Origin of the sequence: Methanosarcina mazei S-6 (assembly GCF_000970205.1) — an archaeon.
Lineage (GTDB): Archaea > Halobacteriota > Methanosarcinia > Methanosarcinales > Methanosarcinaceae > Methanosarcina > Methanosarcina mazei.
Map to the genome: position 1 here is coordinate 441,489 of NZ_CP009512.1, position 13,595 is coordinate 455,083.

General features: G+C 42.2%; 9 protein-coding genes and 1 other RNA gene. 5 read left to right on the plus strand and 5 right to left on the minus strand.

Going from position 1 to position 13,595, the window contains the following annotated elements:
- Nucleotides 1–5 precede the first annotated feature (5 nt).
- On the minus strand, nt 6–1,412 hold the full coding sequence (locus MSMAS_RS01890) for an ATP-binding protein (protein WP_329956999.1): 1,407 nt from the start codon (nt 1,410–1,412) through the stop codon (nt 6–8).
- A 471-nt stretch (nt 1,413–1,883) separates the two neighbouring features.
- Here MSMAS_RS01890 and MSMAS_RS01895 point away from each other — a divergent pair, with 471 nt between their 5' ends.
- The 3 genes from MSMAS_RS01895 (at nt 1,884) to MSMAS_RS01905 (ending at nt 4,761) form a co-directional block, all read left to right on the plus strand.
- Nucleotides 1,884–3,098, plus strand: a complete 1,215-nt coding sequence (locus tag MSMAS_RS01895) for an ABC transporter permease (RefSeq protein ID WP_015411469.1) — start codon at nt 1,884–1,886, stop codon at nt 3,096–3,098.
- A gap of 189 nt (nt 3,099–3,287) precedes the next feature.
- The gene (locus MSMAS_RS01900; RefSeq protein ID WP_155395326.1) at nt 3,288–3,896 is read left to right on the plus strand and encodes a flavin reductase family protein; all 609 of its coding nucleotides are present in this window, start codon (nt 3,288–3,290) and stop codon (nt 3,894–3,896) included.
- A gap of 190 nt (nt 3,897–4,086) precedes the next feature.
- Entirely contained in the window at nt 4,087–4,761 is a 675-nt protein-coding gene (locus MSMAS_RS01905) for a flavodoxin family protein (RefSeq protein ID WP_011032895.1), read from the plus strand.
- A gap of 153 nt (nt 4,762–4,914) precedes the next feature.
- On the opposite strand, the gene MSMAS_RS01910 is transcribed toward MSMAS_RS01905, so the two are convergent.
- The 3 genes from MSMAS_RS01910 to MSMAS_RS01920 form a co-directional block, all read right to left on the minus strand.
- Nucleotides 4,915–6,651 (minus strand): ABC transporter ATP-binding protein, encoded by a 1,737-nt coding sequence (locus tag MSMAS_RS01910; RefSeq protein WP_048038079.1) that lies wholly within the window; start codon nt 6,649–6,651, stop codon nt 4,915–4,917.
- A gap of 495 nt (nt 6,652–7,146) precedes the next feature.
- Entirely contained in the window at nt 7,147–7,890 is a 744-nt protein-coding gene (locus MSMAS_RS01915; protein ID WP_011032893.1) for a phosphoglycerol geranylgeranyltransferase, read from the minus strand.
- 6 nt (nt 7,891–7,896) lie between these two features.
- Nucleotides 7,897–8,046: a 50S ribosomal protein L40e gene (locus tag MSMAS_RS01920; RefSeq protein ID WP_011035257.1), complete on the minus strand. Its 150-nt coding sequence runs from the start codon at nt 8,044–8,046 to the stop codon at nt 7,897–7,899.
- A gap of 523 nt (nt 8,047–8,569) precedes the next feature.
- Between MSMAS_RS01920 and purB the strand changes: the two genes are divergently transcribed.
- Nucleotides 8,570–9,916, plus strand: coding sequence for an adenylosuccinate lyase (gene purB, locus MSMAS_RS01925; RefSeq protein WP_015411464.1), 1,347 nt, complete (start codon nt 8,570–8,572; stop codon nt 9,914–9,916).
- A gap of 1,367 nt (nt 9,917–11,283) precedes the next feature.
- Here the strand turns inward: purB and MSMAS_RS01930 are convergent.
- Nucleotides 11,284–12,912, minus strand: coding sequence for a methylamine methyltransferase corrinoid protein reductive activase (locus MSMAS_RS01930; protein WP_011032890.1), 1,629 nt, complete (start codon nt 12,910–12,912; stop codon nt 11,284–11,286).
- A 301-nt stretch (nt 12,913–13,213) separates the two neighbouring features.
- On the opposite strand from MSMAS_RS01930, the gene ffs reads away from it, so the two are divergent.
- Nucleotides 13,214–13,528: signal recognition particle sRNA (gene ffs, locus MSMAS_RS01935), an RNA gene on the plus strand.
- Nucleotides 13,529–13,595: the final 67 nt, after the last annotated feature.

A 13,595-nucleotide genomic window follows, 5' to 3' on the forward strand; every position in this document is an offset into this window, starting at 1 on the left:
TTTTTTCAATTTTTTTCCTTTTGTAGATGATTCCACTTTTTTGTTTCGTTCTCCTGAAGGGAAGTGTTCTCTGGTTTTGCCGGAATGGTGAAAGTAAATGTACTTCCTTTCCCTACTTCGGAGTTCACACTTATATCCCCTCCATGCAGGTCTACAAAGTTTCTGACAATAAATAACCCAAGTCCTGCTCCCCCATATCCTCGTGCTGCGGAAGAATCTGCCTGTGTGAAAGGCATGAATATTTTCTCGTAGCTATCTTCAGAAATCCCTATCCCGTTATCCGAGACTTTTACTTCGAGAACTCCTTCTTTTTTGCAGGCGCTGATTACAACCTTTCCTCTCGCTGGAGTGAACTTTATGGCGTTACTTACCAGGTTATACAGGATCTGTCTGAGTTTTGAAATATCAGCTTCAACATTTCCTACAGAGGGGTCTATCTTCAGTTCGACATTGATCTTCTTTACCGAAGCAGGTGAAAGGAGGTTCATTCTAACCTCTCCTATGAGGCTTGCAACATCCACGTCCTCATATTTGAGAGTCTTTTCTCCAGCTTCAAGCCTCGAGATATCAAGCAGGTTATTAATGATCTCAAGCAGATTTTTTCCGCTTATAAGGATATTATTGACATATTTTGACTGCTTTGTATTCATGGGCCCGAATGCTCCTTCCAGCAGCAGGTCAGAAAAACCTATAACCGAATTGAGAGGGGTCCTGAGCTCATGGCTCATATTCATTATGAAACTGTTCTTTGCCCGGTTTGTAGCTTCAGCATCTTTTTTTGCTCTAAGGAGGGTCGTTTCAAGCTCTTTTTGCCCGTTTATGTTGCATGTATGCATCAGGCATTCCCAGCCACCTTTTCTTTTAACGAGAACGCCCTTTTCCTCCACAAGCCTGAGAAGTTCGCTGCCCGATAATTCTTCAAGAGGAAAAGTACATAGATATGTAAGCTTTCTTTCGTTATCCCGGTTAATCTCTTTAAGGTTTTCTTCCAGCTTTTCAGGGTCGGGATTCAGGGAACCTCCCTTCCTGGTAATACTAACATTCATTCTAAAGCCGGGGAATCCTTCAGAAAAGGCTTTTTCACTCTTTTCTTTCATGAGTTCTTTTACTGCTGATTCAGGAAGCGGGGAACCTTTCGAAAGCGTGCCGGTGTTAATAATCTCTAATTGAAATGAAGTCAGATATTTCTCGACACTCACATCTGCTTTCTCAAGTTCTTTTTTTACTCTTTCTTCTTCAAGTGCGTCCGTAACAGTCCAGAGGCAGTACTCTCCCCTCTCAATTCCCTGTTTAAAATAGGAAACAAGTAGTTCTGTCAGTTCTTCGATATCACTATATACGGCAGAGAGCTGAGAGCTCTGTGGAATGCTTGAAAAAAGTTCGGGGTATTTGTCAGTCTTTTTTGTCAGAATCTTTCCCCCTCCATATGTTTACAGTAAGCGCATCTTCAGCGCACATCCGGGTTTGAGTGGGGCATGAGACAGAGGCTGCGGAGATGTATGATAATTTTCCGCGCTCCAAATAGGGTTAAAGTTTTAGGGAATCTCCCTGAAAATTACAGGACAATATTAATTTTCAAACATTTATTTTTTCCTAACTTCCAATATTTAATACATATGCTTTTATTTTCTATCATATTACATCAGCATATATAAGAAATGTGCTAATTTCCAATGTTGCAAATTATTCTCCTTTTTTATTGTCTGTCTCTTCGCAAAATATCTGAGTGACCTTTTTATTTTTTTCTTATAATGCTCTTATATATTTGTGAATTAATATCTACTAAGGTTTTCTGGATAATTAATCAGCACCAGGTTAACTGAAGGTACGGATTTCTTACATCCTTTATGATTGCGTGAAGCTTCATTTGACGTGGAGATTGTATGCTGAAGTTGAGGCAAGCTATTGGGATTTCTCTTGGGAGTATAAAGAGCTCAAAGCTCCGTTCAGGCCTGACAACCCTTGGTATTGTCATAGGTATTGCCGCAGTAGTTGCAAATATCTCTCTTGGGGAAAGTTTTAATGTGTTTTTTGAAGAGGAAATAAGTGCCCAGGGCTCCAATTTTATTATCATTTACAGCCAGGAGCCTAACCTTTTTTACAGCAACGAGCTTCAAATAATCGAAAAAACTCCTGGAATCAGCGGGGTCTCTCCAATAAAACAGCAGCTTGGGGAAGTGACCTATTTCTCCCAGAATAAAAATATCGACATCGCAGGGGTGACCGGAGACTATGAGGATACTGCTAACATCGTTATGGAAAGTGGAAGTTTCATAAGCGACCAGGACACTTTTTCTGCAGCTATCGGGTCTGAAATCGCAAATGAAAAATTTGACAGGAGTATTTCTGCCCGCAGTTCAATAGATGTTACCCTGCGTCTGGAGGGTGGGCGGACTGTGACCAGAACGTTCAAGGTGAAAGGCGTTGTTGAAAGCCTGAACGCTTCGTTTACCGGAGGCGGAATAGATAGGGATGTAACCATTTTTGTACCTGTTTCAACCATCAACCAGATGCTCGAAGAAGATGATTTTTCAGCCTTTTTTGCGATGTCTGACAGTCTCGAGGATGTGGAGGAAGTCTCGGATGAGGTGGATGAGCGACTTGCCCGAAACTTTGGGGTCTCATCAAGGGACCTTGATGATGAAGACGCAAAACCCTACAGTATTTTTAATCAGGCGGATGTCCTTGAGCAAATAAACCAGCTTTCTGACACCCTGAGAAATTTCCTCGTTGCAGTAGCTCTCATCTCTCTACTTGTGGGTTCGATAGGAATCATGAACATAATGCTTGTTACAGTTACAGAAAGGACCAGGGAAATAGGGATCATGAAAGCTCTGGGATTTTCAAGCACTGACATTCTTGTCCTTTTTATTGTCGAGTCTATTATTCTCAGTCTGTTTGGAGGGCTTCTGGGACTGATTGTAGGAATTGGGGGAGCTTATGCAGTCACAACCGCCCTTAACCTGCCTTTCCTTTATCCACATTATATTTTCGAGGCAGGAATTCTAGTTGCAATAATTGTCGGCGTTTCTGCCGGAGTTTACCCTGCAAACAAAGCAGCAAAACTCACTCCTGTGGATGCGCTGAGGCATGAGTAAAAACAACGGTCTTAAACACCAGTTCTTACGAATTTTAATTTATCCTTAAACAGAAACCGGAATACTAATTACATATGCAGGAGGATACTTATTCAAAAATACATTTTTTGTGTTTTCTTCCACAGGTTCATGAAAAGGGCAACCAAGAACCTGGATTTTTGCTTATATAATTTTGTGGAGGATTTAAGGGTGGAACTCGGAGAGAAGAAGACTATTGGATCCAGGAATTTCCTTTATCCTATGCCCACTGTCCTTGTAGGTGCCGATGTTAATGGAAAGCCAAATTACCTGACAGTTGCTTTTTGTGGAATTGTTCAGGCAGGTCCCCCTATGATTGCGGTAACTCTCGGAAAAATGCATTATACAAATGAGGGTATCCGGGAAAATAAATGCTTCAGCGTGAATATTCCTTCCAGACATATGCTTGAAGTCACGGATTACTGCGGCATAGTATCCGGGAAAAAAGCCGATAAATCCGACATTTTTCGGAGTTTTTACGGAAAACTTGGGAAAGCTCCAATGATCCATGAATGTCCTGTCAATCTCGAGTGCAGGCTGGTCGATACTCTGGACTTTGGCGGTGGCAGTGAGGTTTTTATCGGTGAGATTATGGAAAGCTATGCAGAAGAGAAATATCTCTGCAACGGGATTCCTGATGTAGAAAAGATCGAACCCATCGTTTTTTCCATGTATGACAACAATTACTGGGGAATCGGCGAGCACCTCGGCAAAGCATGGCATTCTGGAAAAAAATTCAGTCAGAATATTAATGAGGACAGAAGTGAAAATAACATGTAGAAAAAAGGCGCTCTTTGAAGAGGGCTTTTTCGCAGGCGCAAACAAAGGGTTTTGATAGCAATTTTGAAAATTTCAGGCCGAATAATCAGCTTTTACCAGTTTCGATTTCTATGGGACAGCAGGGGGTTATCTTATAAAAATAACAGTATTCAGCGGGAGCCATAAGGGCAGGGAAGGAAATACTCTTATTATGGTTGAGGAGTTCCTGAAAGGAGCAGAAGAAGCCGGGGCAGAGACTGAAAATATTATTCTGGCAGAGAAAAATATCAGGCGCTGCAGGGGGAAATTTGAGTGCTGGCTTAAGACTCCGGGCAGCTGTACTATTCACGATGACATGGAAGACCTGATCTCCAGGTTCATGGGCTCGGATATTGTGGTCTTTGCATGCCCTGTATACTTTGATAATGTCCCTTCTATAATGAAAAGCTTCGTAGAGAGGCTTTCTCCTGTACTTTTGCCTCAATTCGAGGAAGACGGGAAGGGAGAGTACAGACACGCTAAACGTTATGAAAAATATCCGAAATTTGCCGTAATTTCGAATGCAGGGCTTCCCGGGCAGATAAATTTCGATGTAGAGAGGCTTTTCTTTCGGAGGCTTGCAAGAACTTTTCATACTGAGCTTGTCGCGGAAATCTATAGAGCAGAAGGGGAAATTTTCAGGGGCCAGAAAAATATCATGCTGAAACCTCTCATAGGAAAATACAAAAAACTGCTCAGGTCTGCCGGTAAAGAAATCGTTGAAAACCACATGCTTTCTGAAAAAATAATTGAAGACCTTGGGAAGCCAATTGTACCTTCCAGCCTGTACATAAAATTCGGAAACGAAGAGTGGGACAGGCTCATAAAAGAAAACCAGACCGAATAAAAATGACGTCCTGTAACTTATTTTTTTCTCTGGAGCTCAGATAAGGAGTAAATGCTTAAATAAGCTGTAAAAACTCTTATTTGGCCAGCAATACTGGTAAAAAATGAAGGAAAGAGTCTATAGCAGACTCTTTAATCACTGGTTTAATACCAGTTATTGACTCTGGAGGTCTCCTTCAACCAGGTCATCCAGGCTGTGTTCCATGTAAGGTGCATTACTCCTGTTAATAAGCTCCTGGCAGACTTCAACAGGCTTTCCGTCCATTACAAGAGCTCCGTTTTCTATCAACAGAGCTCTATGAGCGACTTCTCTAACAAAGTCCATATGGTGGCTTACGAGTACAATTGTTGTGCCAAAACGCTCGTTAACCCTTTTTAATGAATTTGTTACATCCCTCAGGGTTACGGGGTCAAGGTCTCCGAAAGGCTCGTCAAGCATAAGGTATTCTGGAGAGGTTGCAAGGCTCAGGGCAATAAAAGCTCTGACGTGTTCTCCTCCGCTTATCTGGTAAGGAGTCTTGTCAAGGATTTCAAGTGGAAGGTCAAGGGCTTCGAAAACGGGTTTTGAGTAGATGTCAACATCAGTAACCGGAACTGTTGGGAAAAGTTCGTAATAAATCGTGTCGCTGAGGTTGAGTTCTCTAAGCGCTTCTGTCTTTTCCTCTTCAGGCATATCTGGCAGGCGATAAATTGTATCCAGGGTTTCATCTGAGAGTCCCAGTTCGCTGGCTTTATTTCTTGCATATTCGATTGCACCCTGTTTTTTCAGGCTCAGCCTGAAGCGGATCTGGTCTCTCACAGTTGAGTTTACGGACATTGAGAATTCCTGGTTCATAATGCTCATAATGCGCCTGAGTTCCATACGCTTCCTGCTATATCCGGTGACATCCACCCACTCACCTTTGCAGAGGTACTCGACAGTCCCACTTTTCGGTTTTACCAGACCTTCCATCAGTTTCATTATTGTTGTTTTTCCGGCTCCTGAAGGCCCTATAAACGCCAGAATTTCTCCTTTATAAACATCCAGAGAGAAATCTTTGATGTTGAGAACTTCTCCCATCCGGATAAGAGAATAACGTTTTGATATCTCTCTTACTTTAATGCAGACTTCTTTGTTCCCGGATTCTGAAAGTTCTTCCCTTGGTTTCATATCTTTCAGGAAGTTTTTAAGGACCCAGGCGGGTTCACCATCTGCTGCGATTTTCCCTTTCTCAAGGAAGATAAGTCTGTCTGCAAGATAAGCATGGATTTCAGGAAGGTGGGATACAACTATAATAGGGATATTCAGTTTTTCTTTCAGACTCTTTATAACGTCAAGGATTTCCTGCTTTGTATCCGGGCCTGTCATCGTTACGGGCTCATCAAGGAGAAGGACTTTTGGTTTTGCTGCAAGCTGCCTTGCCATTACAACCCTTTGTTTTTCTCCCCCGCTCAGAAGATTTGTGGAATGAAGGGCTTTGTGTTCCAGGCCCACCAGTTTTATGTACTCCATAGCTTCGTCAAAGAGATCTTTATAATCATCTGTCTCATTGTGCGGAAGAGCTTCATGCCCTACTCTAAGGTAATTCAATTTCCTTATGATGTTTTCTATTGCAGGACCGTTCCAGAGACCGAAATTCCGCTGGAGGTGTATTGCCGTGACACTTTTCAGAAAGTGTTCGCCCTCAATCCCTGAATCCGGAGTTACAACTTTTCCATCAACTTCTATAGTCCCTTCGTTAAAGGGCTCGACTCCACGGATAATCCGTAACAGAGTAGATTTTCCACTTCCGCTTCGACCTGTAATTCCGAGGATTTCTCCGTCCTCCACCGTGAGGTCGATATGGTCTAATACTCTTATTTTTTCGGAACGTACCTCATAATCTTTTACCAGATTGGAAATCCTGATCATAATCATACCTCTTAGTGCTGACTGCATTTTTGGGCCCGATACTGAGATTTTCAGGTCTATTACAAGAAGTTACTCGTTCTTGCCTGAATCCTGGGCCATGTAACACTAATTAATATCTTTTATTGTTTAATATGTTACTAGATTAAATTTAAGTGATATTTCTGAATGTGTGTATTACAACAGGTTACTGATGGTCTACCTGTGAACTATTAATATTATATGCTCTGAGAAGTTAAGTATTCAAGAATATTTCTAAGTATAAAAGGTTTCAGAAATAAAAAGTTTAGGTAAAAGTCTTACAGGAAACTCAAAGCAAAAATCTGAAAAGGAACCATAAGTCTAAAATTTGAAGTCAAACAGCAAATCTCTGAAAAGAAATAAGTAAGTTCCGAAACTTTCAGAACCACAAAAATATTAATGTTTAAAATCGGTCAAGCGCAACAAATCTTTTTGATGCAATAAGCAGGTAGCACACCTTGAGCCCTTAACAGGCACTTATCTTTTTATGGCTGATACAATCTCAGCCACCTTTGCAGTAACGTCTTTTACTTCTTCAACAACTGTGCCGGTGACGATCATATCCGCACCTGCAGAGGTACAGATCTTTGCTGTTTCCGCGTTTCTTATCCCGCCGCCAACAATAAGTTTGTTTTCTCCAAGTACCTGCTTGACAGCCCCTATCATTTCAGGGTTGACTGGAGAATCAGCCCCGGATCCTGCTTCCAGATAGGTATAATGCATGCCAAGATATTTGCCTGCAAGAGCATAGACTGCGGCAATTTCAGGCTTCTTTCTTGGAATCAGTTTGGCGTCCCCCACCCAGCCAACAGTGCCTCCTGGTTCAACTATAAGGTATGCCATGGAGATTGGCTCGATCTGGCTTCTGTATACAAGCGGAGCTCCAAGAACCTGGTTTGTAATTACATATCCCAGATCCCTTGAGTTCAAAAGGCTCATAAAAAACACCGCATCTGCGTACTTACTGAGCCCGGCTGAGCTTCCCGGGAAAAGGATTGTGGGGACGTGTATATTCTCTTTGATTTTTATTACAGTCTCATCTAACAGGGTTCCCGACGCTCCGGTTGAGCCCCCTATCATGATGGCATCAGTGCCCCCTTCAACTGCTGCAAGAGCAATTTCGGCGGCTCTATCAGGCGTCTGGGACGCCGGATCGATAAGGGTAAGATGAACTTTTCCGTCCTTTTCAATAATCTTCTGGAGGTGTGCTTCCACCTGCAAAAAAGATCATGCTCCCTTGGATTCCTTGGATTTTACGCGAAGAGCGCTGGAACCGCACTTTCTGCAGCGGGTTGCCCTTGTAGCGTTTCTGGCATTACACTTCATGCAGATTTTCTTGTTTAACAATCTTTCTTCTGCTTCTGGAAAACGACCCATTTTTGTCACCTGCTATTATTTTTTATTATCAATACGGTATATAGCCCGCTTAATGGATGTTAAGACATATAATGTTTTTCATCAAAAATTTCCGCGGCTTACTGGGTTTGAACTCTTTTTCTCTTCTATCACATACCCTGCCCTTTTCTTCATACTCAAAGGTTATTTATTGGTTATGCTGTTTATCCCGTATCCTGCAGGCTGGAGTTAGAGACTGCAGAATATTGCAGAATATTAATGACATCTGTTTAATAGTAATAATATCAATGCTGGCATTTCTGGCGGTAAATGTATTTTTACACTGCCATTAACAGGCTGATATTGATAGCCTGTGAAGTTTATGACTGAATTTATGTAATTCCAGGATTGTCAGGCCAAAGGTAATCTAGTCTGAAAGACAATTTTGACTCAAAAACAATCAGGCAGAAAATATCGAACTCAGACTATTCAAAAACCAGGATTAATTTAAAATTTAATGTAGACCCGGGATAACTTAATTCTCGATTCCAGTGTGGTGATTGATATGGCTATTCATCCTATAGAATACCGGTACGGTACAGCAGAAATGAAATATGTGTGGAGTCAGGAAAACAGACTTGCTAAGATCTTGCAGACCGAGGCAGCTCTTGCCCGGGCAGAAGCGGATATGGGGCTTATTCCCGCAGAAGCGGCTGAAATTATATTCGAAAGCATTGCCTCTGTAAAAGCCGAGAGAGTCGATGAAATAGAATCCGAGATCCACCATGACATGATGGCTGTCGTTGTTGCAATTTCAGAGATGTGCAGGGATGACGCAGGAAAATGGGTTCACTTCGGAGCCACTTCAAACGATATTCTTGATACCGCAACAGCTCTCCAGATTAAAGACGCAATTGATATTCTGGAAGACAAACTCAAAACCCTTCTAAAAGTTCTGGTAAACCAGGCTGAAGCCCACAAAAATACTGTCTGCTGCGGAAGGACTCACGGGCAGATAGGTGTTCCAACCACTTACGGTCTTCGTTTTGCAATCTGGGCTTCTGAAATCTCAAGGCATCTTGACCGCCTGTACGAACTGACTCCAAGAGCTACTGTGGGGCAGATGACCGGCGCTGTAGGCACTCAGGCAGCTTTTGGAAAATCGGGAATCCTTATTCAGAAACTTACAATGCAACACCTCGGAATCGGGGCTGTTGATGTCTCAAACCAGATTATCCAGAGGGACAGACATGCCGAGTTTGTTATGTGGATGGCAAATGTAGTTACAACACTGGACAAGATCGGGATCGAAATCAGGACTCTTCAACGCAGTGAGATCGCCGAGATAGAGGAAAGTTTCGGGAAAAAGCAGGTAGGTTCATCCACCATGCCTCACAAGCGTAATCCTATCAAGTCCGAACAGATCTGCGGGCTCGCCCGAATAGTAAGGGCAATGGTTGAGCCTGAACTCCTTAACAACACACTATGGGACGAGAGGGACCTCACGAATTCTTCAAGTGAACGGATTGTCTTCCCTGAAGCCTGTATACTTACCGATCATATCATTAAACTCGGGATCAGCGTTCTTGAAAACCTCAGGTTCTATCCTGAAAATATCCGCAGGAACCTTGATTCCTTAAATGGTCTGAATATGGGCGAGGCTGTTATGATAGAACTTGCAAAAAGAGGTGTCGGCAGGCAGGAAGCCCACGAACTTGTCCGGACTGCAGCTATGAGAGCTCATGATACAGGGCAGCATTTCAAACAGGTTCTTCTGGATACTCCTTCCGTTTCAAAATATCTGAGTGCAGGAGATATTGAGAACCTTGTAAACCCTGACAAATATATAGGGACAGCAGTGGAACAGGTAGAAGGGCTCGTTATAAAGCTTCGAGAAGCCTATTCACTCTGAAACTCTTTTCCTTTTTTATTAAATTTCATAAATACAAAAAAAGTAATTTCTTTCGTGATCCTAAAATATTATCGATCGTTCTGTTTTTATCGACAGGCTTAAATATAAATATTTATATCTAATGAATCCCTTCTGTATATGAAAGCTTTAACCTGAATATAATTCAATTGGGTGATGAGGCATCTAATTAACGGGTGATGCGTAACTAAATTCTACAGGGCTAGATGTTGTAGATAATTTGTGGTGTGAAAGTGGATAAGATGCCTCATTAACTCCTATGTACAGGTTATTTATAAAATTTATGCTAATTTTATTCCCTGTTTTCCCAGAATAATTCTTTCTCCCACTATCTCTTTTTCTTATCTTTCTATTCTTTTTTATTGAGTTTTTGTTTATTTAACACTAATCATCTACAGACCAGTCGAAAATGAAGATCATATTAAGCTTTTTACGGAAAAGATGAATGGAGTATTCCGGATGAACGGATACTTTCTTATCTGGCTTCCCATTTTAGGACTTCTATTTTTCCCATGCAATGTCTGGACCAGACTGTTATCTACATCTCCGAGAAATAATACTTCTATGAGCTCTCCATGCCCTGACCCGGAAGTTTTCTGAGAAAAGGAAGACAATACATCATAAGGGTATTTAATCTTTTGAGTTTTGCAGGCATTCATGCCTGGATCTATATGAAATTACTTTATTTGTCGAAAGAAATAGATGATCTCATTTTTTTATTTTATGATTATAAAATAAAAGTTTATATATGATGATTCTCTATCCCACTTAGCGTGCTTTAACCAGAATTCATCCACATGGGTGATTGAGGCATCTAACAAAACAGACTTTATTTAATCAGAAATCTATTATGGGCTAGATGGTAGATTCTTTTTGGTGTGAAAGTGGATTAGATGCCTCAATAATTTCTAATGATGAGGTTGTTTATATAATTTGTGTTTATTCTGCACACAACCGCCCAAAACTATCTGCTTAATTCTGTTTTCCCTTTTCCGGACCAGCATACTCTCTTTCTATCCGAGTTTTTTCATTATTCCCTGCATTTTCATTATTTCTCTCAATTAAGCAGAAGTTCTCAGTAAGAGTATAATTCCCAAATTAAGCAGAAATCTCAATAAGAGTATAGTTCCTCAATAAAACAAAAATTCTCAATTCCTCAATAAGAGACGATTCTATTATACAGTACTTCCTTGCAGGGGCAGTACCAGATGACACTTTAAGATGACACATTAAATACTGTCGTGCGTGGGCGTCTCTCAGCTTCAACTCTCATTAAATATTTATTTTAAACTTATGTCTTCCTGCACGATCAGTATTAAAGTGCCGGTTCAGTAGTAACCAGATTTGGCTTACTCCTGCTGTGGGGGTTTGAAAACTTCCAGGTTCTTCCAGTCGAATTTGTCCGGAGGGCAGGCTCTAATGCATTTCTGACAGTGTGCACCTTCACAGAGGTCAGTGCTTATCATAACCCTGTTTTCTTCGTCAATTGAAATGGCATCGTTGGGGCAGACCTTTATGCACTTCCTGCACTCGGGGCAGTCAGAGACTACCATGGTCATATAGGTCCCTACCCTTTCCAGTACGTACAGGCCCTCCTCTCCAAGCACAGGGATATCTCTTTCCACGCGCTTATCGACCACAGGGTTGCTTATAGGGTCATCGAGTGACGGAAGCCCCTTCTTTTTAAGGTATTTCTTAAACATCTTGAAGGGCATCCCCTCTTCCCAGTACGCAAGTTCAAGGACATATGCATCCCTGAATTCCGGAACAGTCGCAAACATTATATGAGTGCCTATTATCTGGCTTGCAATGTCCTGAAGCTCCCAGAGCCTCTCCTCTGAAAGCAGGGTCTCCCTTGCAACTGCAAGTGAAGTATTTCCGAGCTGAGCAATTTTTCCTGTCGAGTAAGGGATTAATCCAATTTTCTGGGCTTTTTCAGCGTCCATGTAAGTTCCGGCAGCCCCTGCCATATAGGCAACATCTATATCTGTCATTTCGATGCCTGCAGCCGCACAGAGAGTTATATGCCCTGCTCTGATAGCGCCAATAGCTTTTCCGGCTTCTTTCAGGTCTCTTTCCGAGAAAGAAATATTGTTCTGCAGGTGAATAAATCCGTCCGGGGTCTTGACTTTCGGAAGTTCAACCAGGCCATACCCTATGGCTTTTTCAATAAGGGCAATAACTCCAGTACCTGTGATCCCTTTTGCTTTAATCTTACCTTCTTCAAGGATTTCCCCGGTTTTAGGGTCAACAAGATCCCCAGGGTCGGGCTTCATCTCTTCGTTCAATACATAGTTCCTCAATGCCCCGTTTTCGAATTCAAAGTCCGAAATTGCAAAGGGAGAAGCAAGGGTTCCGTGCTTTATCTGCTGCCCTTCAAGCGCAGGACCTGCTGCTGCCGAGCCTGTATAAATGATATCCTTTACTTTGAGTGCCATCTCGGCATTTGTCCCATAATCCGTTGCAATTGATATTTCGTCACTTTCAAGCATTCCCGATTTGGTTATGAGAGCAAGGGCATCCGCTCCTACCTCGTGTTTTATGGCAGGAGGGACTACAACTTCGCAGTTGAACTCTTCAAGCCCTGAAATTTCGCTGCTGGGTATTATCCTCGCGTTTCTGGTCTGTTCCTGTATGTTGTACTTCTTTTTCTTCCGTTCCCCTGCGTAAGCCAGGTCTTCGATAGTGATTCCCTGGAAAATAGACAACTGAATCGGGTTTCCGCAGATTGAAATTCTGTCCAGTTCCTCGCTAGGCACATCAAGCGTCTGGAGCAGGGTTTTTACCGCATTTACCGATAGCCCATGTGCAAGATCCTGCCCGTAGCGAATTGCGAAGTCCATGTGATCCATCACATTCGCTCCGGGAAGAGGATTTCTCAGTGTTATTACTGTCCTTTTGATTTCTCTGGTATCCATGTCAATCTTCTGAGCTCGATACCCACTTGTTCCCAGGTCAACTGCAACTCCATATCTCATATAGATCCCCTCATCTTTTTATTTTTCCGGGTTTTTGACATATCACTTAAGCCGTTTGAGATTTTGTGTAATATTACTTTGAAAAATGACGTATAAATAAATGCGGGGATTTATTCTTTATCAAATATTTTAATACCTGGCAAATTTTTTAATTTTCCTGTTCTATGTGTAAAAAATACCTTTTCCGTCTTTGCTTTTTCTTTTCAGGCGGATTAAATATCCGGACTATTTTACTAAAAAATAGATATCGGGAGAGATACGGGTAGGATATTTTTATATACTACATATGTCTTTGTATAGCTGATGAGCTAGTCCGGGTAGCCCGGCGTTACCTGTAACCCGAAATCGCCGATACGCGGGGGACGAAGCCAAAGGAAGATGTGCCAGAGAGATTCCAGCCTGAAGTCTCAACTGAGAAGCCCCGTCCTGCTTGGATGGTGCAGGTATGCGGGCCTGCTGGAAAACAGGTTCTCATACCCTAACCGTGGAAACCGGTCGAGGCCCGGAAGGGAGCAGACTCACTGTGGGCAACCGTCGCTTGCGGGGTCGCGGGGTGGAGAAGAGATCTCAGCCTACTGGAGCTTCCGAGGCGCAGCGACCTGAGGCGTGCTCATCACTTGATCCATTATTGAATCCATTTGAAAAGTTTGGTTTTATAATATAACTGTGATTTTTCACTTAAT

Coding starts and splice junctions, on each gene's coding strand:
- MSMAS_RS01895 (WP_015411469.1), top strand. CDS start 1,884: ATGCTGAAGTTGAGGCAAGCTATTGGGATTTCTCTTGGGAGTATAAAG.
- MSMAS_RS01905 (WP_011032895.1), top strand. CDS start 4,087: ATGGTTGAGGAGTTCCTGAAAGGAGCAGAAGAAGCCGGGGCAGAGACT.
- MSMAS_RS01910 (WP_048038079.1), bottom strand. CDS start 6,651: ATGATCAGGATTTCCAATCTGGTAAAAGATTATGAGGTACGTTCCGAA.
- MSMAS_RS01920 (WP_011035257.1), bottom strand. CDS start 8,046: ATGGGTCGTTTTCCAGAAGCAGAAGAAAGATTGTTAAACAAGAAAATC.
- purB (WP_015411464.1), top strand. CDS start 8,570: ATGGCTATTCATCCTATAGAATACCGGTACGGTACAGCAGAAATGAAA.
- MSMAS_RS01930 (WP_011032890.1), bottom strand. CDS start 12,912: ATGAGATATGGAGTTGCAGTTGACCTGGGAACAAGTGGGTATCGAGCT.